The sequence below is a fragment of the Mycolicibacterium septicum DSM 44393 genome (assembly GCF_000455325.1).
In the GTDB taxonomy this organism is placed as follows: Bacteria; Actinomycetota; Actinomycetes; order Mycobacteriales; family Mycobacteriaceae; genus Mycobacterium; species Mycobacterium septicum.
In genome coordinates this window covers 3161760-3186749 of the sequence record NZ_HG322951.1, presented here as the reverse complement: position 1 = coordinate 3186749, position 24990 = coordinate 3161760, and the positions used below count along the sequence as shown (strand labels likewise).

Annotated in this window: 27 protein-coding genes; 15 read left to right on the top strand and 12 right to left on the bottom strand. The window is 67.9% G+C overall.

From position 1 onward, the window contains the following. A partial coding sequence (locus tag TX88_RS15095; RefSeq protein WP_049924925.1) for an acyl-CoA dehydrogenase family protein occupies nt 1–899 on the bottom strand: 899 nt, incomplete at its 3' end. A gap of 141 nt (nt 900–1040) precedes the next feature. Here TX88_RS15095 and TX88_RS15090 point away from each other — a divergent pair. Next, complete coding sequence (locus tag TX88_RS15090) at nt 1041–1919, top strand: IclR family transcriptional regulator (protein ID WP_044517867.1); 879 nt, start codon at nt 1041–1043, stop codon at nt 1917–1919. A gap of 8 nt (nt 1920–1927) precedes the next feature. Here the strand turns inward: TX88_RS15090 and TX88_RS15085 are convergent, their stop codons facing one another. Beyond that, a complete protein-coding gene (locus TX88_RS15085; protein ID WP_044517865.1) occupies nt 1928–3025 on the bottom strand; it encodes an acyl-CoA dehydrogenase family protein in 1098 nt (365 codons plus the stop codon). A 74-nt stretch (nt 3026–3099) separates the two neighbouring features. Between TX88_RS15085 and TX88_RS15080 the strand changes: the two genes are divergently transcribed. Further along, nucleotides 3100–4122, top strand: coding sequence for an acyl-CoA dehydrogenase family protein (locus TX88_RS15080; protein WP_044517863.1), 1023 nt, complete (start codon nt 3100–3102; stop codon nt 4120–4122). Here the strand turns inward: TX88_RS15080 and TX88_RS15075 are convergent. Further along, the gene (locus tag TX88_RS15075; protein ID WP_244438428.1) at nt 4066–5409 is read right to left on the bottom strand and encodes a wax ester/triacylglycerol synthase family O-acyltransferase; all 1344 of its coding nucleotides are present in this window, start codon (nt 5407–5409) and stop codon (nt 4066–4068) included. The genes TX88_RS15080 and TX88_RS15075 overlap by 57 nt on opposite strands. A gap of 248 nt (nt 5410–5657) precedes the next feature. On the opposite strand from TX88_RS15075, the gene TX88_RS15070 reads away from it, so the two are divergent. From TX88_RS15070 to TX88_RS15055, 4 genes are read left to right on the top strand one after another with little or no spacing between them, the layout of a single operon-like run. Next, nucleotides 5658–7304 (top strand): AMP-binding protein, encoded by a 1647-nt coding sequence (locus tag TX88_RS15070; protein WP_044517862.1) that lies wholly within the window; start codon nt 5658–5660, stop codon nt 7302–7304. Continuing rightward, nucleotides 7301–8287, top strand: a complete 987-nt coding sequence (locus TX88_RS15065) for an alpha/beta hydrolase (RefSeq protein ID WP_244438427.1) — start codon at nt 7301–7303, stop codon at nt 8285–8287. Before TX88_RS15070 ends, TX88_RS15065 begins: the two co-directional genes overlap by 4 nt. A gap of 40 nt (nt 8288–8327) precedes the next feature. Next, nucleotides 8328–9125 carry an SDR family NAD(P)-dependent oxidoreductase gene (locus tag TX88_RS15060; protein WP_044517860.1) on the top strand — a complete coding sequence of 266 codons (798 nt, stop codon included), beginning with the start codon at nt 8328–8330 and terminating at the stop codon, nt 9123–9125. A 2-nt stretch (nt 9126–9127) separates the two neighbouring features. Further along, the gene (locus tag TX88_RS15055; RefSeq protein WP_235732472.1) at nt 9128–9910 is read left to right on the top strand and encodes a glucose 1-dehydrogenase; all 783 of its coding nucleotides are present in this window, start codon (nt 9128–9130) and stop codon (nt 9908–9910) included. Nucleotides 9911–9985: 75 nt separating this feature from the next. On the opposite strand, the gene TX88_RS15050 is transcribed toward TX88_RS15055, so the two are convergent. The 4 genes from TX88_RS15050 to TX88_RS15035 form a co-directional block, all read right to left on the bottom strand. Continuing rightward, nucleotides 9986–11038: an alcohol dehydrogenase catalytic domain-containing protein gene (locus TX88_RS15050; RefSeq protein WP_044517859.1), complete on the bottom strand. Its 1053-nt coding sequence runs from the start codon at nt 11036–11038 to the stop codon at nt 9986–9988. Beyond that, nucleotides 11038–12234 carry an LLM class flavin-dependent oxidoreductase gene (locus TX88_RS15045; RefSeq protein ID WP_044517857.1) on the bottom strand — a complete coding sequence of 399 codons (1197 nt, stop codon included), beginning with the start codon at nt 12232–12234 and terminating at the stop codon, nt 11038–11040. The genes TX88_RS15050 and TX88_RS15045 overlap by 1 nt, the downstream gene beginning before the upstream one ends. Nucleotides 12235–12320: 86 nt before the next feature. Next, on the bottom strand, nt 12321–12959 hold the full coding sequence (locus TX88_RS15040) for a TetR/AcrR family transcriptional regulator (protein ID WP_044517856.1): 639 nt from the start codon (nt 12957–12959) through the stop codon (nt 12321–12323). 43 nt (nt 12960–13002) lie between these two features. Further along, nucleotides 13003–13374: a DUF952 domain-containing protein gene (locus tag TX88_RS15035; RefSeq protein WP_044517854.1), complete on the bottom strand. Its 372-nt coding sequence runs from the start codon at nt 13372–13374 to the stop codon at nt 13003–13005. Nucleotides 13375–13533: 159 nt separating this feature from the next. On the opposite strand from TX88_RS15035, the gene TX88_RS15030 reads away from it, so the two are divergent. Both TX88_RS15030 and TX88_RS15025 read left to right on the top strand, forming a co-directional pair. After that, the gene (locus TX88_RS15030) at nt 13534–13725 is read left to right on the top strand and encodes a DUF7455 domain-containing protein (RefSeq protein WP_044517852.1); all 192 of its coding nucleotides are present in this window, start codon (nt 13534–13536) and stop codon (nt 13723–13725) included. Nucleotides 13726–13798: 73 nt separating this feature from the next. After that, nucleotides 13799–14803, top strand: a complete 1005-nt coding sequence (locus TX88_RS15025; protein WP_044517851.1) for a YihY/virulence factor BrkB family protein — start codon at nt 13799–13801, stop codon at nt 14801–14803. Nucleotide 14804: 1 nt separating this feature from the next. Here TX88_RS15025 and TX88_RS15020 read toward each other — a convergent pair whose 3' ends face one another. Next, complete coding sequence (locus TX88_RS15020; protein WP_044517849.1) at nt 14805–15041, bottom strand: DUF3039 domain-containing protein; 237 nt, start codon at nt 15039–15041, stop codon at nt 14805–14807. A gap of 86 nt (nt 15042–15127) precedes the next feature. On the opposite strand from TX88_RS15020, the gene TX88_RS15015 reads away from it, so the two are divergent. From TX88_RS15015 to TX88_RS15005, 3 genes are all read left to right on the top strand, one after another. Continuing rightward, nucleotides 15128–15574, top strand: coding sequence for a DUF3099 domain-containing protein (locus TX88_RS15015; protein ID WP_235732471.1), 447 nt, complete (start codon nt 15128–15130; stop codon nt 15572–15574). A gap of 117 nt (nt 15575–15691) precedes the next feature. Beyond that, entirely contained in the window at nt 15692–16681 is a 990-nt protein-coding gene (locus TX88_RS15010; RefSeq protein WP_273732164.1) for a sigma-70 family RNA polymerase sigma factor, read from the top strand. Between the two features lie 193 nt (nt 16682–16874). Beyond that, entirely contained in the window at nt 16875–17564 is a 690-nt protein-coding gene (locus TX88_RS15005; protein ID WP_044517844.1) for an iron-dependent transcriptional repressor DtxR, read from the top strand. A 4-nt stretch (nt 17565–17568) separates the two neighbouring features. Here TX88_RS15005 and TX88_RS15000 read toward each other — a convergent pair whose 3' ends face one another. After that, entirely contained in the window at nt 17569–18636 is a 1068-nt protein-coding gene (locus tag TX88_RS15000) for a DUF4192 domain-containing protein (protein WP_044517843.1), read from the bottom strand. A 165-nt stretch (nt 18637–18801) separates the two neighbouring features. On the opposite strand from TX88_RS15000, the gene sthA reads away from it, so the two are divergent. Further along, on the top strand, nt 18802–20217 hold the full coding sequence (sthA, locus tag TX88_RS14995; protein ID WP_044517841.1) for a Si-specific NAD(P)(+) transhydrogenase: 1416 nt from the start codon (nt 18802–18804) through the stop codon (nt 20215–20217). On the opposite strand, the gene TX88_RS14990 is transcribed toward sthA, so the two are convergent. Beyond that, a complete protein-coding gene (locus tag TX88_RS14990) occupies nt 20214–21023 on the bottom strand; it encodes a trypsin-like serine peptidase (RefSeq protein ID WP_244438426.1) in 810 nt (269 codons plus the stop codon). The genes sthA and TX88_RS14990 overlap by 4 nt on opposite strands. Nucleotides 21024–21208: 185 nt before the next feature. Between TX88_RS14990 and TX88_RS14985 the strand changes: the two genes are divergently transcribed. The 3 genes from TX88_RS14985 to TX88_RS14975 all read left to right on the top strand — a co-directional run bounded on the left by TX88_RS14985 (nt 21209) and on the right by TX88_RS14975 (nt 24048). Beyond that, on the top strand, nt 21209–22234 hold the full coding sequence (locus TX88_RS14985) for a proteasome assembly chaperone family protein (protein ID WP_044517839.1): 1026 nt from the start codon (nt 21209–21211) through the stop codon (nt 22232–22234). A gap of 36 nt (nt 22235–22270) precedes the next feature. Further along, nucleotides 22271–23293 (top strand): alpha/beta fold hydrolase, encoded by a 1023-nt coding sequence (locus TX88_RS14980; RefSeq protein WP_044517837.1) that lies wholly within the window; start codon nt 22271–22273, stop codon nt 23291–23293. 68 nt (nt 23294–23361) lie between these two features. Further along, on the top strand, nt 23362–24048 hold the full coding sequence (locus TX88_RS14975) for a PhzF family protein (protein ID WP_044517836.1): 687 nt from the start codon (nt 23362–23364) through the stop codon (nt 24046–24048). A 23-nt stretch (nt 24049–24071) separates the two neighbouring features. Here TX88_RS14975 and nrdR read toward each other — a convergent pair whose 3' ends face one another. After that, the gene (nrdR, locus tag TX88_RS14970) at nt 24072–24527 is read right to left on the bottom strand and encodes a transcriptional regulator NrdR (RefSeq protein WP_019348288.1); all 456 of its coding nucleotides are present in this window, start codon (nt 24525–24527) and stop codon (nt 24072–24074) included. Nucleotides 24528–24691: 164 nt separating this feature from the next. Continuing rightward, nucleotides 24692–24990, bottom strand: a 299-nt coding sequence (locus TX88_RS33340) for a LysM peptidoglycan-binding domain-containing protein (RefSeq protein WP_044519418.1), incomplete at its 5' end; no start/stop codon positions are given.

Sequence of the window (24990 nt, the reverse complement as noted above, 5' to 3'; positions counted from 1 at the left end):
CGTGCGCGTGCCCGCATACCCGGGTCGATCGGCCCGTCCAACACCCGGTTGAACGACGCCGTGAGGGTGTCGAGCAGCGCCAGCCGCGACGCCCGGATCTCGGCGGCGGCATGCTCGGAGACCAAATCCTCTGAGCCCACCACGTCGACATGGTGGGCCAGCGCGCCCTCGGCCATGCCGATCACCGCGGCCGTGATCCCCAGCGGCGCAATGGTACTGAGCGGAATGTGGTAGATGGGATTGCGCAGGCCCGCGCGTCCCGCCGCGGTGCCGTCGACGATGCTGTCGTGATTCAGCAACCGATGCCCCGGGATGAACGCGTCGTCGATCGCGATGCTCTTGCTTCCGGTACCGATCAACCCGATCGCATCCCAGGATTCCTCGACGATGCTCAGATCCGACCGCGGCACAAGCGAATACCCCAGTCCGTCGGTATCCCCGGTACCGACCACGCGGGCACCGACGACCACCCACTCGCAGTGGTCGATCGCAGCGACCGACCGCCACTCGCCCGATAGGCGATAGCCACCGTCGACAGGCAGGAGCACCCCGGCCGGTGTGTGCGCCGAGGCGATCCAGACGTCGGGATCCGCCTCCCACACCTCGTCGCGCAGACGACGGTCGGCCGAGGCCAATGCCCATGGCGGCACGCCGACTGAACCGGCGACCCAGCCCGCCGAGCCGTCCAACCGGGCGATCTCGAGCACCGCCTCGGCGAAGTCGCCGGGATGGGTCTCGATCCCGCCGAACTCCTCGGGCTGCAGCATGTGCATCACCCCGCACTCGCGCAGCGCGTCGACCGTCCGGTTGTCGAGTCGGCCCAGCTTCTCGTTGACAGGCCCGAGTGCCTGTATCCGATCGGCATTGTCATTGATGCCGTCGAGAACGTCCCTGGTCATTTCAACACCACGCATCCAAAACTCCCTTGTCGCGCATCGCGTGCTGTCCCCATGGTCGGGTACTTGCGTCATGTGCTTGCGGCGCGATCCCGCTGAGTGAGATGGTGGGTGACCCATTGCTCGACGTCCGAGGGGGCGCAGGTGCCGGCATCCGCCAGTGACGCGACATCACGACCACGTGCCGAACAGCGTGACACGGCCGTATCGATGGTGGACCGGGTCGCCCTGATCCTCAACGTCTTCGACGAACCGGGCAAGCACCTGCGGCTGGACCAGATCGCCGGCCGTACCGGACTACCCCGGTCCTCGGTGCACCGGATTCTCAAACAGTTGCACAGCGCCGGGCTCCTGCAGCACCGTCCCGACGGCTACGCGCTGGCCGCCTCCCCGCTGCCGGTGACCCGGATGGTCGACCACTCGCAGCTGCGCAGCGTGGCATCCTCCACCCTGTCCCGCCTGCATGCCGACACCGGACTGGTGGTGCACCTCGGGGTGCTGTTCGGCGGTGACGTCGTCTACCTCGACAAGGTGGCCGGTCGCAACAGTGCGGTGGTGCCCACCCGCGTCGCCGGCCACACGCCCGCGCACGCCAGCGCCCTGGGAAAGACCATGCTGGCCCAGTTGCCCGCCGAGGAGGTGGACGCGGTCCTGGGGCCACGACTGACCCGGTCGACCCGGTCCACCATCGGCGATCTGGAGACCCTGCACCGGGAACTGGCCCGGATCCGTTCGCGGCACGGCCTGGCCTACGACAACGAGGAACTGGCGATCGGGCTGACCAGCGTGGCGGCCCCGCTGCGCTCTGCCGACGGCGAGGTGGCGGGCCTGTCTCTGACCGGTGCGGTCCCGTTGCACCGCCTGCAGCGGACCGCCCCGTTCGTGATCCGCGCGGCCCGGCACATCTCCCAGCAACTCGGCGCAGGCCGGGATGCCACGTCGGCGGCCCCGTCCCAGGCGCAGGCCACCGACAACCTCTTGTCCCGCGTGCTGCGGACGCTCACCTCCGACGCGTGGGTCTGACGCCGCGACTACCAGAGGATCTCGTCGACCTCCATGCCGAACGAGTGGCGACCGACGAGCGCCAGCACCTGCTCCACATTGCTGGCGACGTGGGTCTGCGCGGTCTGGACATCGCGCCACACCCGCTCCACCAGCGGGTACTCGGTATCGCGGCCACCCGAGTGCGCGATGAACGTCCGGATCGCCGCGACGGCGCGTTCGGAGGCCAGCACCTGGTCCCGGCGCGATCGCAGTACCAGGTCGCTGTCGGGAGCGCGGTCGGCACGTGCGGAGTCGATCAGGTCGCCGAGGTTGCGTTCGATCTGGGCGACCGACAACTCGAGGTCGCTGCACGCCATCGCCACCGGATCGACCGATGAGCCGGCCCGAGGCCGCAACGCCGACAGGATGTTCTCGGCCGCACCGAGCAGCGGAACCGTGCCGGTGTGGGTGTACATGGTCGGTTGCGGCAGCCGGTACAGCGGAGCCAGTGTGCCGAGCTGCTCGCCGCTGACCCAGCCGAACGTCCGGTATCGCGGCACCACCGCACCCGAGACGACGACATCGTGAGCGCCGATACCGCGCAATCCCACGCTGTTCCAACTCGGTTCCACGACGAAGTCGGCTCGCGGCACCAGGGCCACCAGGAAATCCTGGGCCGCACCATCCTCACCGACCAGCACCGCGGCAGCCATGAGCCACGACGCGTGCAGGATTCCGGTACACCGGGTCCACCGGCCCGACAACCGGAATTCGTCGCCGACGCGTTCGAGCCGGCCCGTCGGGGCATACGACTCGCAGAGCAGGGTCCGCGGATCCCGCCCCCACACATCGCGCTGGGCACGCTCGTCGAACAAGGAAAGATGCCAGGTGTTGACCCCCAACCACCCGGCCAGCCAGCCGGTGGAGGTACACGCCGCGGACAGGTCACGGGTGACCGCCAGGTACTCGGCCGGGTCGGCCTCCATCCCGCCGAACGCCTTGGGCCGCAGCATCGCAAAGAAACCCGCATCGTGCAGATCGCTGATCACCGCCGGGTCGATCGCCCCGGTGCGGTCGACATCGGCAGCGGCGCCGGCGATCGCCGGCAGCGCCTGGCCCACCGCAGCGCGCACATTCTGCGTCATCAGTGCCGCCCTGTCCTTCCCGTCCGGTATGTCACCATCGTGGATACCATTCGTCACCCCTCCCAGGAGGTCATATGGCCGAGCCGCCCGGTGCACCCGGCGCCGATCCCGGCGCCTCGGCTGCTGAATCGATTGCCGTCCTGCGCAATTCGGAATCGTGCCGGTTGCTGCAGCCGGTCCGCTACGGCGGGCGCGCGGCGTCCCGGTCGGCCTCGGTGGTATCCGACTTCGTCGCGGCGGTCGCCGACCTCGCGGAGCGCGACGGATCGGGCGGGTGGTTCGCCGCGGCCGTCAATACCTCGGCCTACGGGGTTGCCTGCCTGGGCGAAGCTGCCGCCGAACGGGTGTGGGGCGCCGACACCGATGCCCTCGTCGCCGCCTGCGAGGAACCGGCGGGACGGTTGACCGCCGAGGCCGGAGAGTTTCGGTTGACGGGCCGCTGGGAGTCGGTGACCGGTGCGCTGTCTGCGGACTGGCTGCTGCTGAGCGCCCTGGACGGAGACTCGGTCCGGTGCGTCCTTCTCCCCCGTGACGCGGTGCGACTGGACCACCAGGCCGGCCTGCGCGGCCTGGATGCCGCCGGAATCGGCGACGTCGCGGTGTCCGACGCGATCGTCGACGCACAGACCGTGTTCGCGAATCCCGACGACAGTCCTTGTGCCACTGGAGAACTCGATGACGTCGGGCCCTCCTACGGGATTCTCGCCGGAGCCGCGCGGGCTGCCGCTGTCATCGGGGCCGCCTCCGGCGTGTGGCAGGCACACGTCGGGCAGGTCCGCCGGCGACTGGCCACCTCGTACGGCAGCGAGGACACGACCGAACTGACGGCTTCGGCGGTACTGGTGGCCAAGGCGGAGTCGGACATCGACGCCGCCCGGCTGCAACTCGTCACGGCGCTGAGCGCCGATGCCGCCGGTGCCGCGACGGCGCTGCGCCAGGCGGTCACCCGGGCACGCAACGCCGCCGACCAACTGCTGAGCAGCGGCAGTCGGCACGCGCTGGACGCGACGGACCCGGTGGCCCGCCTGTGGCTCGACGTCCTAGCCGGATACCGCCTGACGATCCGACGGATCGGCGGGGATCCCAGCGCCGGCTGAGTTCGCCCGCGCTGACAGCTCGGCCAGCTCCTGCGGCACCCGGTCGGCGATCCCGTACGGGTCCGGCACCTGATCACCACAGGTCAGCACACAGATCGCCATCTCGTCGCGGTAGCTCCATCCGGTGAAATTCAATCCCATCGGGAACACGATCGGCCCCGAGGAGATGAGCTGTTCGATCGGCGCACCGCCCCAGTACAGGGTGTTCTGCGGGCCGCGCATGTTGGACGCGATCAGGCTGAACATCGGGCGGCGCTTCATCTTGGCCCCGAGGATCGGCAACACCCGCGAGTACAACCAGAACAGCGGCCAGTACTCCATCCAGTCGTGCTGCAGCCAGGCGTCGCGCTCGGCCTGCACCTCGCGCGCGGTGCGGGTCGCCGAGGCGACGGCCGCCAATCGCTCCACGGGATCGGCGATGTGGGTGGCGAGGTCGACGTTCCAGCGCGCCACCTTGTTGCCCCACTCGGCTTCGGTTTCGTCCGGACGCATCGAGACGGGCACCACGGCGGTCATGCTCTCGTCGGTGAGCTGTCCGTTCTCGGCCAGGTAGTCGCGCAGCGCCCCACCGCAGATGGTGAGGAACACGTCGTTGATGGTGACGCCGAAGACCTTCGACACCCGTTTGATCTCGGTCACGTCGCAGCGCCGGTAGGCGAATCGGCGGCTGGCCGAGAACGGTTCGTTGAACGGCATGGCCGGCGCGGCGAAAGCTTCTGCGTAACCGGGCTTTCCGGCCTTCTGCCGACGGCGGATCACCCCGGTGACCGCCGCGGTGCGGGCGATGATACTCGGGAAACGTGCCAGTGCCGCGATCTGGTGGCGCAGCACGAGCGGCCACCAGAGCCACGGGGCCGGGCGGCGCTCGTTCGGCAACGGCGTCGACCGCGGCTGCGGCAACGGCGTCTGCGGATCCGCGCTGTAGAGGGTTTCCAGTAGCCGCAGTGAGGCGGTGCCGTCGGCGACGGCGTGGTGAATCTTGAGCACCAGGGCGACGCGCCCGTCGGCCAGGCCCTCGACGTACCACAGCTGCCAGGCCGGCCGGTCGCGATCCAGCGCCACCTCGAAGATCTCGCCGATGGTCGCGGCGAGTTCCTCGTCTCCGCCGGGTGCTGGCGCGGTGGTCCGCTGCAGATGGTGTTCGATGTCGATCTGCGGCCGCGAAACCCACCACGGCCGGCCGAACCCCACTCGCGGGGACAGCAACTGCCACTGCATGGGCTCGATCTGATCGACCCATCCCTGCACGGCGGTCTTGAGCCGGTCGAACGTGAGCGGTTCGGACATCCTGGCCCGGGTCGAGCACCACGGCCTTCATCGTGTGCTGCGGTTGGACGGAGCTCTCCCATGCCAGGAAGCTGTTGTCCTCACCCTTCAAACGCCGCATTCTCAACCTCGCTTGTTCTCACCGCCGTCACGGCTCTTTCTGTGGCTGCCATCACTCTTATCCAAACGTGTGTCCCAGTAGACAAGCTGTCCCGCCCAGCGAGACTGCGTGGCTCGCGGCCAGGTCGGTGCGCCGTACGGTTTGCGCCATGAAGCGAGCTATTCCGCGCCCCGCCGGCCTCGTCGCCAGGGTCAATCGGCTCCGGGTGGTCGCCCGCAGCGTTGCCGTGCTGCGCGAGTCAGGCCTGTCCGGTGGGGCCGCCGACGGCATCCGGCAGGCCAAGCTGGTCCGCCAGTTCGGCGGCTTCGCCGCCGTGATCGAGAGCGCCGCAACCCGCGATCCCAATGCCATCGCCATCACCGACGAATGGGGCGACGTGACGTTCGCCGAACTCAACGACCGGGTGAATGCACTTGCCCGGGCCTGGAACTCACGCGGTATCGGCGCGGGCTCGGTGATCGCGGCGCTGTGCCGGGATCACCGAGGCCTGGTCACCATCCTGGCCGCCGCCGGCAAGGTCGGCGCCCAGTTGCTGCTGATGAACACCGGCTTCGCCAAACCCCAGCTCGCCGATGTCGCGGCCCGCGAGAAGGTCAACGTGCTGATCTACGACGAGGAGTTCACCGACCTGGTGAGCGCCATCGATCCCGGGGTTCGGCGCTTCCTGGCATGGACCGATGAACGCTCGACAGTCGATGTCGAGGGTTCGCTGGAGGGTCTGATCGCCGCCACCTCGCCCGCCCCGGTGGCCGCACCCGCCAAGCCGGGCGGCATGACGCTGCTGACCAGCGGCACCACGGGCACGCCCAAGGGCGCCCCGCGCGGCAAGACCTCTCCCCTGTTCTCGGCGCAACTGTTGGACCGGGTGCCGCGGCGCCGCGGCCAGACCTGCATGCTGGCCGCGCCCATGTTCCACGGCACCGGGCTCGGCCAGGCGGTGTTGTCGCTGGCACTGGGCAACCGCCTGGTCCTGCGGCGCAAGTTCAACCCCGAGGAAACGCTGCGCGCGGTCCAGAACCACGGCTGCGACGTGCTGGTCGTGGTGCCCACGATGCTGCAGCGAATCCTGGCACTGCCCAAGGATGTTCGCGATCGTTACGACACGTCGTCGCTCAAGATCATCTTCGTATCGGGCTCGGCCATGCCACCCGACCTGGTCGAGCGCACCCTCGCCGAATTCGGTCCGGTGCTCTACAACCTTTACGGCTCAACCGAACTCGCGGTCATGACCGTCGCGATGCCCGAGGACCTGCTGCACGATCCGCGCACCGCGGGCCGGGCGCCGGTCGGATGTGCGGTGCGTCTGTACGACTCGAAGGGTGAAGAGATCACCGAGCCGGGAGTGATCGGCCGGGTTTTCGCCGGCAGCGACGTGAGCTTCGCCGGCTACACCGACGGCCGCACCAAGGAGTCGATCGACGGACTGCAGAGCAGCGGCGACGTCGGCCACTTCGACGACACCGGCCGGCTCTACATCGACGGTCGCGACGACGACATGGTGATCTGCGGTGGCGAGAACGTCTACCCGCTGGAGGTCGAGAACCTGATCACCAGCCACCCCGAGGTCGACGAGGTGGCGGTGATCGGGGTCAGCGACGACGACTTCGGCCAACGGCTCAACGCCTATGTGGTGCCGATCGACGGCGCCACCCTGGCCCCCGACGACATCAGGGACTACGTGCGGGCGAACCTGGCCCGCTACAAGATCCCCCGGGACGTCGAGTTCCTGAGCAGGCTGCCCCGCAATGCCACCGGCAAGGTGCTGCGCGGCGAGCTGACCGGGGGTTCCAGGTGAGCGGCTCACCCACTTCCGACGAGACCATGAAGCGCGAGGTCGCCGGACGGATGGGCGACGCGTTCGCCCCGATCCTCTCCGGGGGCAGCGACCCCATCGCCGCCGCGGCCGAGGTGCGCGCCCGGCTCAAGGCCAGCCGCCGACCGGCCAGGCCCATGCAGGTGAGCAGCGTCGAGAACCGGACCGTCCCCGGGCCGGCCGGCGACATCCCGGTGCGGATCTACCATCCGCTGGACCCCGCCGACTCCTGCGTCGACACTGGCCCCGGACTGCCCGTACTGGTCTATTTCCACGGCGGCGGATTCGTCCTCTGCGACCTCGACTCGCACGACTCGTGCTGCGGCAGGCTCGCCAACGGCATCGGCGCGATCGTGATCTCGGTCGATTACCGGCTGGCACCGGAGCATCCCTATCCTGCCGCGGTCGAAGATGCCTGGGCCGCAACCGAATGGGCGGCCGCCCACGCCTCCGAGCTCGGAGGTGACCCGGCCCGGCTGGTGGTCGCGGGCGACAGCGCGGGCGGAAACCTGGCGGCGGTGGTGGCGATGACAGCCCGGGATCGCAGCGGACCGCCCATCGCATTCCAGGTGCTGATCTACCCGGTGGTCGACCAGCGCCGCAAGTCGTCGCTGTCCAGCCCGCACACCAAGAGCGGGGTGCTGACCGCCGAGCACATGCAGTGGTTCACCGCGCAGTACCTCGGTGCCAGCGGCGCCCAGGCCGAGGTTTCGGCGTCGCCGATTCTCGGTGACATGACCGGGCTTCCGGATGGGCACGTGCTGACCGGGGCCCTGGATCCGCTGTGCGAGGAGGGGGAAGAGTACGCCCGCATGCTCGCCGCCGGCGGCGCCGAAGTCAGCGTCCGGCGCTACGAGCGCGGATTCCACGGATTCTTCAACCTCGCCGACCACCTCCCCGCCGCGGCCGAGGCCACCGAAGACGTGTGCGCCGTCATCCGCGAGGCCCTGCGCTCCCCGAACTGAACAACGAAGACCACACCTGAAAACCATTGAAAGGCAACCCATGAAGCTTGCGAACACCCGCGCTCTGGTCACCGGCGCGAGCCGCGGACTGGGCAAGAGCATCGCCGAGGTGCTGGCCGCACGCGGTGTCGACGTCGCCGTGGTGGCGCGTGATGCCGAGTCGCTCAACCTGCTCGCCAAGGAGATCGGCGGCAAGGCCTACCCCACCGACCTCACCGACCCCGCCGCCGTCGAGGCACTGCTGGATCAGGTCGAGGCCGACGGCCCGGTCGACATCCTGGTCAACAACGCCGGAATCGACCGGGTGGGCCTGTTCCCCGACGCCAGCGCCTCCGATGTGCAGAACCTCCTGCAGGTCAACCTCGCCGCGCCCCTGGAGCTGTGCCGCCAGGCCATGCCGAGGATGGTGCGCCGGGGCCGCGGTCACATCGTGAACGTGTCGTCCTACGGCGCGATCGCGCAGGGTCCCGGCGTCACGTTGTACGGCACCTCCAAGGCCGGCCTGAGCCATTTCACCGCCGGCATCCGCGCGGAACTGCGGGGCAAGCCCGTGGGTACCACGCTCGTCCAGCTCGGCGAGGTGCGGACCGACATGATCGACCACATCCGGGAATTCACGCCCGCCCGCAAGACCATCGAGCGGTTCGAGCGCCTGCGCATGCTGCCGTCGTCCGCGCTGGAGCCCGAGGTGGTGGCCACCGCCATCGCCGACGCCATCGAACGCAACAAGCGCCATGTCGTCATGCCACGTCAGATCGTCGCCATGGCCAAGGTGACCGAGTTCCCCCGCCGGATGTCGGAGATCCTGCTGACCGGCATCGACCAGAACGAGAAGTAGCGATGACGAACGCAAAGCTGATGGATCTGTCCGGCAAGGTCGCGATCGTCACCGGCGCAGCGCGCGGACAGGGTGAGGCCGAAGCGCGGTTGTTCGCCGCCCTCGGCGCCCGGGTGGTACTGACCGACGTCCTCGCCGAAGAGGGCGAGCGGGTCGCCGAATCGATCGGCGCCGCCGCCCGTTTCGTCCGCCACGATGTCGGCAGCGAAACCGACTGGCGCGTGGCGGTCGACACCGCGGTCACCGAGTTCGGCCGGGTCGACGTACTGGTCAACAACGCCGCCATCTGCAAGGTGGTGCCGCTGGCCGAGCAGGACACCGCCGGATTCGAGCAGATGCTGCGGGTCAACCTCATCGGCGCCTTTCTCGGTATCCAGGCTGTCACGGAACCGATGAAGGCCGCCGGCGGCGGATCGATCGTCAACATCTCGTCGCAGGCGGGCGTGCAGGGACTCGCGGGCTACACCGCATACGGCGCATCCAAGTGGGGCCTGCGCGGCATGTCGAAGGTCGCGGCAATCGAGCTGGGCCCGTTGGGTATTCGCGTCAACACCGTCTACCCCGGGATGATCGACACACCGATGATCGCCCACCTTGAGGTGGAACGCGGCCTCGGCGGCCATCCCGGTGCGCCGCTCACGCGCGTCGGCACCCCCGAAGAGGTTGCCGACGTCGTCGCATTCCTCGCCTCGGATGCGTCGTCGTACATCACCGGCGCGGATCTGACCGTCGACGGCGGCGCCAGCGCGGGCCGGATTCCGGTGACGCCGGTCCACACCAACTGAGCCGACGCGAGATCACCGCCCGCCGAGCAGGCGCGGGATCTGGTGGGCCGGCGGTCGCGCCGGCCCGCCACAACCTCACGCCCCGGGCAGCACCAGGATCTTGACGTGCGCCTCGGGATCCCGCAGCGCCTCGAAAGCGTCGCCCAATCCGTCCAGTCCCACCCGGCCCGTGATGATCGCCTCGGCGTCGATCTCGCCGTCGGCCAGCCGCTTCAGCACGGTGTCGTAGGCCTCGTGGTAGGGGCCGTGGCCGAAGTTGATCGCGATCTGCCGGAACTGCGCGACCACCGGGATGATCGTCTCGTCGCCGAAAGGTGAAGCGACGACCTGGATCCGGGATCCGAACGGCAGGGTGTGGGTCAGCGTGTTGAGGGTGCCGACGCGGCCGCTGCACTCGTAGGCGATGAGAATGCCGGAACCACCCTTGCCCTGAGCCAACATCGAGTTCCAGAGCTCGATCGGATCCTGCTCGTCGGGATCGACCACGATGTCGGCGCCCATCTTGAGGGCGAGTTCGCGGCGTTTGGGCGACGGTTCGGCGGCGATGACGGTGTGCGCGCCATGCGCCTTGGCCGCCAGGATCGTGCCGAGACCGATGGAGCCGCAACCGATCACCAGGGCGGCGTCGGTCTCGGTGAGGCCCGATTGCTGCACGTGCATCTCACCCACGTGCAGCGGTTCGGCCAGGGTGGCGTGTTCGAGTGACAGACCGTCGGGCACCTTGCGCACCCAGAAGCCGTCGACGACGATGAATTCGCCGAAGGCCCCGTGGTATTCGTTGGAATAGCCGATGATCGTCGGGATTCCGGTGCCGGCCTCGGTGGCCACGCCGATGCCCGCGACCCGGTCGCCCACCTCGAAATCGGTGACACCCGGGCCGCATTCGACGACCGTGCCGGCGTACTCATGCCCGAGCACGATGGGCCTGCTGTGGTCGAACACGGCGAGCGGGAACCCTCCGGCGGCCGCGACCGAGACGAACCGGCACGGATCCTTGGACATGCTCAGATCGCTGCCGCAGATGCCGCAGGCCGCGACCTTGATGCGCAGTTGCCCGGTCCCGGTGGCGGGTGGTTCGGTGACGTCGGTAACGGTGAACCGCCCGTCGAAGTACTCCGCCGCGCGCATCACGCCCCCTGCCCGGCGAGCTGCTCGGCAGGCTGGCCGTAATAGTCGGTGTGCGCCTTGGTGATTGCGCCGATCAGGCCGCCGAGCAGGTACTCGCTGTTGTCCTCGGCGAACTGCAGGCTGGCCTGCCGGCCGGCGTTGCGCTTCTTGAAATGCGGTACCACCTCGGAGGCGAACAGTTCGTAGCTGCGCTTGGTGTCCTCCCAACTGGCCATGTCCACATGCAGGATCAGCAGCGTGCCGAATCCGCCGGTCTTCTCGATGAGTCGTTCGATCTGTGCGATCGCATCTTCGGGGGTGCCGATGATCACTTGACCGAACTCGCCCAGGTTGTCGGTACGCCACTGGTTGATGATGCCCTCGGGCGTCTGCGCCCAGTCGGGGTGGATGCCCTGCTGCCGGTTGACGTATTCGGCGATGGCATGGATCCGGCGGCTGACGGCCCGTTCGGCCTCGGCGCGCGTCTCGGCGATGAACATCGGATTGACCAGGCGCCAGGTGGAGCGGTCCGCCTGATGCCCGTTCTCGGCGCAAACCTGCTCGTACACACCCCAGTTGCGGTCGAGCACCTCGAATCCGCTCGGCGAGCTGGCGGCCAGCGACAGCAGGGACAACCCGTGCGTGCCGGCGAGCACCGACCCGTTCGGAGAGATGGTCGACGCGGTCGCCACCTCGATACCGGCCGGATCGTAGGTGGGCAGCTGGGCCCGCGCATCCCGCAGGGTGAACCAGTCGGTCTCCATGTTGACGACCTCGCCGCGCAGCAGGCGCAGCACCGCCTCCAGCGCCTCACCCTGCATCCGGCGCTGGTCGATCGGATTGATCCCCATCATGTGCGCATCCAGCGGGATCTTGCCCGGGCCGGTGCCGACGATGAGCCTGCCGCGCGTCTGCAGATCGAGTTGGGTGATGCGGTCCGCGGTGATCAGCGGGTGGTGGTACGGCAGCGACATCACGCCGGTGCCGAATCGGATGCGTTCGGTGCGTTCGGCCGCCGCCGCGATGAACACGTCTGGCGCGGGAACGATTTCGGATCCGGTCGAGTGGTGCTCACCCATCCAGGCCTCGTCGAATCCGAGATGGTCCAGATGTTCCATCAGATCGATGTCACGCCGCAGCTGCAGTGCCGGGTCGGCGTTGAGGGGGTGATAGGGCGCCAGGAACGCCCCGAACTTGATCGAGCTCGAATTCCACATGCCCGGGACGCTATCTGGATCAAATGATTGGATCAAGTGATCCAGAAATTTTGCCGCGAATGCTCCCGCTGGGTAGGACTGATCAGTCAGGAACCGAGGAGACGATCGACTCCACCGACGACGAAACACACGAGGTCTTCGTAGAAGTCCCTCAGTTCGTCCTCATCCAGCCGGCTACCGTTGCGGCGCCATTCGTCGGCCCGGCTCAGCGCTTGGATGAAGTTCATGACGGAGATGGCCCACCGCAGTTCCAGGCGGGCCGGATCCGAATCGGGAAACGCGCGCTGGACCTGTGCGAACAGTTCGTCGGGCAGATGCTGCTCGGTGTCGAGCAGCACCGGATTGTCCTCCTGCGAGATCTGCGCGATGATCTTGATCCAGCGCATGCCCCGGACCCGGTGGCGCAGCAGCAGTTTCAGATACGGCCCGGTGACCGCCCGGACCAGAGCATCGGGACTGGGCGCATCCGGATCGGCCGCGAGCACCGCCACATTGGCCGTGATCTCGTCACGCACCGGCGCACCGATGTCGGTGAGCACCGCGCGCAGCAGGTCGTCTTTGGATCCAAAGTGGTAGTGCACCGACGCGGCGCCGAGGCCCGCGGCCGCGTTGACCGCCCGCACGGATACCGCATCCACCCCTTGGGCGGCGAACAGTCGTTCGGCAGCCTTCACCAGGCGCAGCCGGGTAGCCGCGCCCTGCCGATTCTGGGCTGCGCCGGACACGTGACGAGCATGTCACGTGCCGCACCGGCCGCTGAGCTGCGCTCTACCCCGACGGCGTGTCGGCCAGCGGCGCAAACCGCCCCTGATCGTCGGGCTGGTAGACCGTGGTGGTCATCACAGCGTCCACCGGCAGCGGACCGTACAGATGCGGGAACAGCATCGCCTCTGGATCCGTCGGCACCCCCGGCTCCCAGCGCACCGGATCGGTGAGTTTCGCCGGATCGATGTGCAGCAGCACCAGGTCGCCGCGTCCGGAGTAGAGCCGGTTCGCCGGCAGATGCACCTGCTCAGGAGCCGAGAGGTGGACGAAGCCCTGGGCGCCGAGCGAGTCCGGACGATGCTCCCCGCTACGCTGAGCCGTCAGCCAGTCCTCGACGCTGCACAAGTGAAGCAGGACACGCGGCGATGGATGCATACCGTCAGCTTGCCTGTCCAGCAACACGGCGGCCAAGTGAGACACGACACACCGGTGAACCCCTGGGGAACAAGGCCGGAATCCAAAACGTCTGACAGAGTAGACATACGCAGTCACGGCGACTTTGCCGAGATGCGCAGAGCAGAAGACGGAGGAGCCATGAACGCAACTCTGACAAGCCCGGAGCTAACCAGAGCCGATCGCTGCGATCGTTGCGGTGCTGCGGCACGCGTGCGCGCGAAGCTGCCTTCGGGGGCCGAGCTGCTCTTCTGCCAGCACCATGCCAACGAGCACGAAGCCAAGCTGGTCGAGCTGGCCGCGGTGCTGGAAAACAGCACCGCAGACGCCTGACGGCCATCAGCCGTCGCCTCGGACACCACCCGCCTGGGCAGGAGCACGTTTCGTCAGTAATGCTTGACTGGTCATGACTGGCCAGCCGCTTCCAGTACCACCATCACGCCACCACATCTGGCACATCACTCGACGCACGTTGTCGAAGAGCTGGGACGATTCCATCTTCTCGGAATCGGCGCAGGCGGCGTTCTGGTGCGCGTTGTCATTGCCTCCCCTCCTGCTGGGGATGCTCGGCAGCCTGGCCTACATCGCACCGTTGTTCGGGCCGGACACTCTGCCGACGATCCAGGATCAACTGATCAACGCGGCGAACAGCTTCTTCTCCCCCAACGTCGTCAACGAGATCATCGAACCGACGATCCGCGACATCGTGAAGGGCGCCCGGGGCGAGGTGGTGTCGGTGGGTTTCGTGATCTCGTTGTGGGCCGGGTCGTCGGCGGTGTCGGCATTCGTGGACTCCATCGTGGAGGCCCACGACCAGACACCGCTGCGACATCCGGTGCGGCAGCGCTTCTACGCGCTCGGCCTGTACGTGATCATGCTGGTGTCCGCGATCGGCTTGGCGCCGCTGCTGGCGCTCGGGCCCCGGGCGATCTCCGAACACATCCCGGACAGCTGGGACAACGTGCTGCGGTACGGCTACTACCCGGCGTTGTTCCTGGCGGTGTTCGTCGGGGTGACGATCCTGTACCGGGTCTCGTTGCCCGCACCCATCCCGACGCATCGCCTGATGCTCGGCGCGGTGCTGGCCACCGTGGTGTTCCTGGTCGCCACGTTCGGGTTACGGATCTACCTGACCTGGATCACCAGCACCGGCTACACCTATGGCGCGCTGGCCACGCCGATCGCGTTCCTGCTGTTCGCGTTCTTCCTGGGTTTTGCCATCATGCTCGGCGCCGAACTCAATGCGGCCATTCAAGAGGAGTGGCCCGCGTCGGACACCCATGCCAGGAGACTGCGGGAATGGCTGGAGGACAAAGCCCTCAACGGCGGCCTCAACGGCGGCACCCAGGCACCCGTCGAATCCCGGGTGCCCGAGCCTCTGCCACCGCCCCGGCCGCCGGCCGCATCGTGAGTTACTTCTTGAGCGACTCGTAGATCTTCTTGCAATCCGGGCACACCGGAGAGCCCGGCTTGGCCGATTTCGTCACGGGGAATACCTCGCCGCACAGCGCGACCACATGCGTGCCCATGACGGCACTTTCGGCGATCTTGTTCTTCTTGACGTAGTGGAAGAACTTGGGGGTGTCGTCGTCGGTCCCGTCGTCGACGCGTTCGTCGGTGTCCGGGCGCTCGATGGTCTGGGTCTGCATAGTTTTATTGTGCTCCTCACGTCCGCGGGTTTTATTGTGCCTGGCTGCGGGGCATAGGGAAATCCGCCTGCCACCACGCGGTCCAGGTGTGGAACAGTAGAGGCATGAAACAAAGCCACGAGCTGAGTTTCGACGACGATTTCGGCGACGATTTCGGCAAGGAAGCCCGCCCGGTTCTCATCACCAAAGCCGCACCCTCCTACGAAGTGCAGCATCGCCAGCGCGTCCGCAAGTACCTGACGCTGATGGCCTTCCGTATCCCGGCACTCATCCTGGCCGCCGTCGCCTACAACATCTGGCAGAACGGGCTGATCTCGCTCGCGATCATCGTGGCGTCGATACCGCTGCCCTGGATGGCGGTGCTGATCGCCAACGATCGTCCCCCGCGCAGCGCCGAGGAGCCACGACGTTACGCCGGTCGCGGCGAGCGGATCCCACTGTTCCCCACCGCGGAGCGGCCGGCGTTACAGAAGGAACCGTTTGTGCCACCGCAACCGGACGCGGCGCGGTCCGGCGACGATGACCCCAGCTGAGCGGCTTCTTTAGCTATTCTCAGGACATTCTCAGGTCGGTTCCGAAAAACCGCAGCTCAACGGGTATGAATCCGGGGATCGGCGGGAACTCTCATGGCGTCTACGACGTTGTAGATCATGACAGTTCGAGCTGATCAGGAGGCCGTCATGGCAAATGCCACCACAAGCCGCGTCGACAGTGATCTGGACGCCCAGAGCCCTGCCGCCGACCTCGTGCGCGTGTATCTGAACGGCATTGGCAAAACGGCGTTGCTCAACGCCGCCGATGAGGTAGAGCTCGCGAAGCGCATCGAGGCAGGCTTGTACGCCCAGCACGTGCTGAGCACGAAGAAGCGCCTGGGCGAGAACCGCAAGCGCGATCTGGCCACCGTGGTCCGCGATGGCGAGGCAGCGCGCCGGCACCTGCTGGAGGCCAACCTCCGCCTGGTGGTGTCGCTGGCCAAGCGCTACACGGGGCGCGGTATGCCGCTGCTGGACCTGATCCAGGAAGGCAACCTGGGTCTGATCCGCGCAATGGAGAAGTTCGACTACTCCAAGGGCTTCAAGTTCTCCACGTACGCCACGTGGTGGATTCGCCAGGCCATCACCCGCGGGATGGCGGACCAGAGCCGCACCATCCGACTCCCGGTCCACCTGGTCGAGCAGGTCAACAAGCTGGCCCGGATCAAGCGTGAGATGCACCAGAACCTGGGCCGCGAAGCCACCGACGAGGAACTGGCCGAGGAGTCCGGCATCCCGGTCGAGAAGATCAACGACCTGCTGGAGCACAGCCGCGACCCGGTGAGCCTGGACATGCCGGTCGGCACCGACGAGGAAGCCCCGCTGGGTGACTTCATCGAAGACGAGAACGCGATGTCGGCCGAGAACGCCGTCATCTCCGAGCTGCTGCACACCGACATCCGCCACGTGCTGGCCACGCTCGACGAGCGCGAGCAGCAGGTGATCCGGCTGCGGTTCGGCCTCGATGACGGGCAGCCCCGCACCCTGGACCAGATCGGCAAGCTCTTCGGTCTGTCCCGTGAGCGGGTCCGCCAGATCGAGCGTGAAGTGATGTCCAAGCTCCGCAATGGCGAGCGTGCCGATCGGCTCCGCTCCTACGCCAGCTAGTCCCTCCTGACGATGTGCCCCGCCGGTTTTCCGGCGGGGCACATCGCGTATCCAGGCGTTTCCGGTCGTTTTGGCCCGTATGTCCTGGGGTTTTCCGCGACGATGTGACCTGCCCAACGCCCCGATGTTGCGCCGCAGTTCAGACGCCGGAAACGGTAGACTGTGCGGTGACGTTTGGGCTGGGAAGGCGCGCATGAACGATCTGGTCGACACCACCGAGATGTACCTACGAACGATCTACGACCTCGAGGAAGAGGGCGTGGTGCCGCTGCGTGCCCGTATCGCCGAACGGCTCGACCAAAGCGGTCCAACGGTCAGCCAGACGGTATCGCGCATGGAGCGCGACGGCCTGCTGCACGTGGCCGGCGACCGCCACCTCGAACTGACGGACAAGGGCCGCGCCCTCGCGGTCGCCGTGATGCGCAAGCACCGGCTGGCCGAGCGGTTGCTCGTCGACGTGATCGGGTTGCCGTGGGAGGACGTCCACGCCGAGGCGTGCCGCTGGGAACACGTGATGAGCGAGGATGTCGAGCGGCGCCTGGTCCAGGTGCTCGACAACCCCACCACCTCACCGTTCGGCAACCCCATCCCGGGCCTGTCGGACCTCGGCGTCGGCGGGGCCGGCTATGACGACGTCAGCCTGGTCCGGCTCACCGAACTCCCCGTCGGGCTGCCGGTGGCGGTGGTGGTGCGCCAGCTCACCGAGCACGTGCAGGGCGACACCGAGCTCATCGGCCGGCTCAAGGATGCCGGCGTTGTGCCGAACGCCAGGGTCACCGTGGAGGCCAACGACCACGGCGGCGTGATGATCGTGATCCCCGGGCACGAACAGGTCGAGCTGCCCCATCACATGGCGCACGCGGTCCGCGTCGAGAAGGTCTAGCCGCTCAACCGGCCCTGCGCCGCCACGTCCTGCGTGGCGGTAGCCGCACGCCGAGCTGCTCGGCCAGGCGATACCCGGTGACCGCCAGTTCCCGGATCCGCTCCGGGCGCATCCCCGATTGCAGCGCGGTGTCGAGCATGCCGGCCATCCGGTGTGTCGGCCGCGCCCGCAACGCCGCATCCAACGAAACTCCGGCCAGTGGGCCGTCACCACGCGCGTACGCCGAAAAAGACAGCAGGACAAGGGCTTCCACCCGCCACGGATCGGGAAGATTACGCGCCAGCAGGGCCCACAAGGCTTCGGCCTGATCGGCGCACTCCCCGACCGCCAGCGCGTAGAGCGTGTCGCGGACCCGTGGATCGGCCAGCCCCACGGCCAGCTGCGCCAATTCGGCCACACCGGGTACATCGCCCTCCGCCACCTGCAGGGCCGCTGTCATCGCGGCCTCGACATCCCGACGCACCTCGGCGTCGGGGCGCGCCTCCGGGCACCCGGGCCGCTGCGTCACGAGCGCCAGCGGGCGCCTCATCGCGTCATTGGCGACCGGGTCCGGCTGGATCACCTGCAGCAGTTCGTCACGGCTGGCGTAGAGCCGGCGGCCGTCCAGCACCGCGGCCGCCGCCAGCGGCGACGCACCCGGGTCGTCCACGCTCCCGTGTTCACCGCAGCCGTCGGCACAGCGCCAGAAACCACCGGCAGCCACCTTGTCCACGACGTGCGCGGCATAGAGCTCGATGCCGTCGGCGGCCAGCGCCTGGTCCAGCATCGACGCCAGGTCGCGATAGCGGTCATCGCATGCCTGGCAGTCCGGGCTGTCCCCGTCCACGACTACCGCGATGACCGCGTCCACGCCGGCCGCTGCCGCGAGGCCGACCAGATGCTGGACGCGTTCGGTCATGTCGTCCGCCAGATCGGCGCGCATGACGCAGCCCAACTCGCCCCGGTCGACGGTGACCAGGACGAGGCTGCGGTGCGGCACGAATCCGAGCACCGCGGGTAGCGCGGCGATCAGCGCACCGGGACGGGTGAGGTGGAAGTCGAACTCCGGCGAGGATGGCGATGGCGTTGTCATGGCCCGACCGTGCCAACCGGGGCCGTCACAGGCCCTGCCCCGAACCGCCGTTTGCGGCCGGCTGGGGATGGACTCTGCGCTGGGGATAACCCGAGGCATTTGTTCATCCGGTATTCGGTCTCGCCGACATGCGAGAAGGCGGCAACCGGCGTAAACAGTTTTCCCATGGGTTCGATGCAGGAGTATGACCTCGTCGTCATCGGTTCGGGTCCCGGCGGTCAACGCGCCGCCATCGCCGCAGCCAAGCTCGGTAAGTCCGTCGCGGTGATCGAGCGGGGCATGATGCTCGGCGGGGTGTGCGTCAACACCGGCACCATCCCGTCCAAGACGCTGCGGGAGGCGGTCGTCTACCTGACCGGCATGAGCCAGCGCGAACTCTACGGCGCCAGCTACCGCGTCAAGGACAAGATCACCCCGGCCGATCTGCTGTCCCGCACCCAGCACGTCATCGGCAAGGAGATCGACGTCGTGCGGTCCCAGCTGATGCGCAACCGCATCGAGCTCTACACCGGCCACGGCCGGTTCTCCGACGACCACACGATCGTCGTCGAGGATCCCGGCCGCGCCGAACTCGTCACTGTCCGTGGACGTTTCATCGTCATCGCGACCGGGACCAAACCGGCCCGGCCGGCCGGGGTGACATTCGACGAGGCGCGCGTGCTCGATTCCGACGGCATCCTCAATCTCGCGACCCTGCCCACCTCGATGGTCGTGGTCGGGGCCGGGGTCATCGGCATCGAATACGCGTCGATGTTCGCCGCGCTGGGCACCAAGGTCACCGTCGTCGAGAAACGCGACGACATGCTGGAGTTCTGCGATCCCGAGATCATCGAGTCCCTGCGCTTCCACCTCCGCGACCTCGCGGTGACGTTCCGGTTCGGCGAAGAGGTGACCGCCGTCGACATCGGCACCTCGGGCACGGTGACCACCCTGGCCAGCGGCAAGAAGATCCCCGCCGAAACCGTGATGTACTCGGCCGGACGCCAGGGGCAGACCGACCACCTCGATCTGGCCAACGCCGGCCTGGAAGCCGACAACCGCGGCCGCATCTACGTCGACGACAACTTCACCACCAAGGTGGACCACATCTACGCGGTCGGCGATGTCATCGGCTTCCCGGCGCTGGCCGCGACATCGATGGAGCAGGGCAGGCTGGCGGCCTACCACGCCTTCGGCGAGCCCACCAAGGCCATGATGAGCCTGCAACCGATCGGCATCTACTCGATCCCGGAGGTGTCCTTCGTCGGGGCCACCGAGGTCGAACTGACCAAGGATTCGATCCCCTACGAGGTGGGCGTGTCCCGGTACCGCGAACTGGCCCGCGGCCAGATCGCCGGCGACTCCTACGGGATGCTCAAACTGCTGGTGTCCACCGAGGACCTGCGGGTGCTGGGCGTGCACATCTTCGGCACGAACGCCACCGAGATGGTGCACATCGGGCAGGCCGTGATGGGCTGCGGTGGCACCGTCGAATACCTCGTCGACGCGGTGTTCAACTATCCGACGTTCTCAGAGGCCTACAAGGTCGCGGCGCTCGACGTGATGAACAAGCTGCGCGCGCTCAACCAGTTCCGGTTCTAGCAGTCGGATTCGAGTGCGGCGGGCGCCGCATCGCCGGGCCCGCCTGCCTCGGCCCGCACCAGCAACCGGGCGATCCGGTCGTCGAAGTGCGGCGAGTAGGACACGTCGTCGTCGCATCCTCCCCCGTCGAGTCCGCCGACCAGACCGGTCACCGTCGACCCGGAAACCCACGGGGAACCGCTGAAACCGTCGGTCAGGCCCGCACAGGCCAGAGACGGGAACCCCTGCGGTGACCATTCGGTCGCGCCGCGGCACGCCAGTGGGCTGCCGCCCTCGCCCATCGGATAGCCGGTCACCGTCACCGGAACACCCGGCGCGGGTGCCGAACCCAGCGTCAGCCCGCCGCCGGCCGCCGCGAGCAGACCCGCACCGGAGCCGCCGGTGACCCGCACGATGGCGTAGTCGGCCTGCGGATCCTGCTCGGCGAGCCAGCGCGGGTCCAGATACACCGTGCTGACGTGCCAGGTGTCACCACCGCTGGTGTCGAACCCGGGGACGAATGTGGTGTCGACACCGTCGAGAAGACAGTGCGCGGCCGTCAGGATCAGATTGCCGGACGCGCTGGCCAGAACCGATCCGCTGCAGGTGTGCGTCGTGGTGTCGCCCAGGAACAGCGCACCGACCCGCCGGTCCGGCGTCACCGACTCGGCCCCGGCCTGCGACAACGGGCTGGCCGCCACCGGCGGACTGCTCGACGTGGCCGGGGCGGGGGCCGCGGTTCCGCCACCCGCGGTCATGGCGCCCGGACCGGTGCACGCCGCCGCCCCGGCGGTCATCGCTGCCGCCGCGACTGTGAGCTTCACCATCCGGGTCACCTGCATCATCACGATTTTGCCTGATCGTGGGGATATCCGCCGGAATGCCGAACCCGTCCCGGCGCGTTCGCACGCACTAGCGGGGCGGAACGACCCCCAGCCCGGGTATGCGGGACACTAGATGACATGGCGGTAGGCCGTCACAGCGTCCTGCCGCAGCGAGGAGACGAAGCGAGATGACCGACAGCACCGACACCCCCGACCAGCACTACCAGCCCGATCAGAGCGGGATGTACGAGCTTGAGTTCCCGGCGCCGCAGCTGTCCTCCTCGGATGGCAGTGGCCCGGTGCTGATCCACGCCCTGGAGGGGTTCTCGGACGCCGGTCACGCCATCCGGCTCGCCGCCGAGCACCTCAAGGACACCCTCGACACCGAGCTGGTGGCCTCCTTCGCCATCGACGAGCTGCTCGACTACCGGTCGCGGCGGCCGCTGATGACGTTCAAGACCGACCACTTCACCAGCTACGAGGAACCCGAGCTGAACCTGTACGCCCTGCACGACGACGTGGGCACGCCGTTTCTGCTGCTGGCCGGCCTGGAACCTGACCTGAGGTGGGAGCGGTTCATCACCGCCGTGCGGCTGCTATCCGAACAGCTCGCGGTGCGGCGGGTGATCGGCCTCGGCACCATCCCGATGGCGGTGCCGCATACCCGCCCCGTCATGCTCACCGCGCACGCCAACAACAAGGAACTGATCGCCGACCACACCCCCTGGGTCGGTGAAGTCCAGGTGCCGGCGAGCGTCTCCAACCTGCTCGAGTTCCGGATGGCCCAGCACGGTCACGAAGTGGTGGGTTACACCGTGCACGTCCCGCACTACCTGGCCCAGACGGCCTATCCGCCGGCCGCCGAGGCCTTGCTGGCCGAGGTGGCCCGGACCGGTTCGCTACAACTGCCGCTGGAGAAACTGTCCGAGGCCGGTGCCGAGGTGTACAGCAAGATCAACGAGCAGGTAGAGGCCAGCGCAGAGGTCGCCCAAGTGGTGACCGGGTTGGAGCGCCAGTACGATGCGTTCGTTGCCGCACAGGAGAATCGGTCTCTGCTCGCGCGTGACGAGGAACTGCCCAGCGGTGACGAGCTGGGAGCCGAGTTCGAACGGTTCCTCGCCCAGCAGACCGGTGACAAGTACAAAGACGACAAGTACAAAGACGGACGAGACGGCTTCGGGGACGGATTCCCGAACGGCGACAACCACTCATAGGAGCCCGATGGCGGGCCGAGAGCGAGGTTGACCAGCATGACCGAGCGCAAACCCCATCTGCGGACCGTTCGCGAGCTCACCCCGACGCTCGAGTACCGCACGATCCACGGTTACCGGCGGGCCTTCCGGGTCGCCGGATCCGGTCCGGCGATCCTGCTGATTCACGGCATCGGCGACAACTCCACCACCTGGCACACCGTGCAGTCGGCGCTGGCGCAGCGGTTCACCGTGATCGCCCCCGATCTGCTCGGCCACGGCAGCTCCGACAAGCCGCGTGCGGACTACTCTGTGGCGGCCTACTCCAACGGCATGCGCGACCTGCTGAGCGTGCTCGACATCGACCGGGTGACCGTGGTCGGCCATTCCCTGGGCGGCGGCGTGGCCATGCAATTCGCCTACCAGTTCCCGCAGTTGGTCGACCGCCTCATCCTGGTCGGCGCCGGCGGGGTCACCAAGGACGTCAACATGGCGTTGCGGGTCGCCTCCCTACCGATGGGCAGTGAGGCCCTGGCACTGCTGAGGCTCCCGCTGGTACTACCGGCGTTGCAGCTGGCCGGCCGCGCCGCGGGGGCGGTGCTGGGCTCAACCGGCCTCGGGCACGACATTCCGGACATGCTGCGCATCCTGGCCGATCTGCCGGAGCCGACGGCATCGTCGGCATTCGCCCGGACCCTGCGGGCCGTGGTGGACTGGCGGGGCCAGGTCGTCACCATGCTGGACCGCTGTTATTTGACCGAATCCGTTCCCGTGCAACTGATCTGGGGCGACTCCGACTCGGTGATCCCCGTCAGCCACGCCCGGATGGCCCACGCCGCGATGCCCGGTTCCCAGCTGGAGATCTTCAAGGGATCCGGGCATTTTCCGTTCCACGACGATCCCGACCGCTTCGTCGAGGTGGTCGAGCGCTTCATCGACACGACCGAACCGTCGGTCTACGACCAGGATCGGCTCCGCGACCTGCTGCGCAGCGGGCGGACCGAATCGACGATGTCCGGGCCGTTCGACACCCAGATCGCGGTGCTCGACGCGATGGACGCCGACGAACGCAGCGCGACCTGACCTGCTGACCCGGATGGGTCGCCGGGCGGTCCGCCCGGCGACGGTGGGCTGCGACGTAGCATCGGATCATGGCCATCGACGTCACCGTGTTACGCGTGTTCACCGACTCCGACGGCAACCACGGCAATCCGCTCGGCGTCGTCGACAACAGCACCGTCGCCCCCGACGACCGGCAACGGATCGCGACCGAATTGGGTTACAGCGAAACCGTATTCATCGACCTGCCACAGCCCGGCGGCAACTCGGCCAGTGCCCACATCTTCACCCCGGTCGCCGAACTGCCGTTCGCCGGGCACCCGACTGTCGGTGCGTCGTGGTGGCTGCGCGAAACAGGGCTGCCGGTCCACACCCTGCTGGTGCCCGCGGGAATCCTCCAGGTGGAGTACGACGACGATCTGGCCGCGGTCAGTGCCCGCTCGGAGTGGTCACCGGAACTGGAGATCCATGAGCTTCCCTCTACAGACGAATTGCTGGCCGCCGAGCCCGACGATTACGCCGACGGCGTCACGAACTACCTGTGGACCTGGCTCGATCGGGATCAGGGAGTGATGCGATCGCGCATGTTCGCCACACATCTGGGGATTCCCGAAGACGAGGCCACCGGCTCGGCGGCGGCGCGGATGACCGACTATCTCAGCCGCGATCTGACGATCATCCAGGGCAAGGGCTCGGTGATCGAGACCCGCTGGAGTCCGGAGGGCTGGGTTCGCCTGGCCGGCCGCGTCGTCAACGACGGCACCTCCCGGCTGGACTGAACCGGGACTGAACCCGGGCCGGATTACGCCTCGGCGCGGTGGGCGCGCAGCGCCTCGATCTCGCGCTCGAAGTCTTCGGCTGACGAAAATGACCGGTACACCGAGGCGAATCTCAAGTAAGCGACCTCGTCCAGTTCGCGAAGCGGTCCGAGAATCGCCAGGCCGACCTCGTGACTGGGGATCTCGGGTGTGCCGAGGCCGCGGACGGCGTCCTCGACCTTCTGCGCCAGCACGTTGAGGGCGTCATCATCGACTTGTCTGCCCTGACAGGACCGACGTACGCCGCGGATGACCTTCTCGCGGCTGAACGGCTCGGTCACCCCGCTGCGCTTCACCACGGCCAGCACGGCCGTCTCGACGGTGGTGAACCGGCGTCCGCATTCAGGGCACGACCGCCTGCGCCGGATGGCCTGTCCCTCGTCGGTCTCGCGGGAATCAACTACACGCGAATCAGGGTGACGGCAGAACGGACAATGCATTACCGCTCCTTCGTCATGCCGCCGGACAACTAGCTCGAGCGCCCTTGAGCGTACCCGCGTTGCCCTCGGGAGACTCACCGCCGGGTCCAGTGGGGTGTAGACGCTCAAGCCGACGCCGGCCAGTGTGGCTGGCAGCCATGACGATTCAGCGGACATCGCACTGCTCAGCCAACCGGGGCGAGCAGCGTCTGCCCTGCGTCGACCGCCACGGAGTCGAGCTGGTTGAGATCGCGGATCTGCTCGACGACCCGGGCCACCGGGGCATCCGGGGCGACCCGCCGGGCCACCTGCTGCAGCGTCTCCCCCGACTTCACCTGGACCACCGCCAGTTCGGTCGGCGTCTGCGTCTCGGCGCCCACGACCCCGCCGAGTTGGGCCACCAAGCCCAGCCACACGGTGATGCCGGCGGCGACGAGTGCCAACAGAACCGTGGTCAACGGCGTGATGGGCCGGCTGCGGTGAG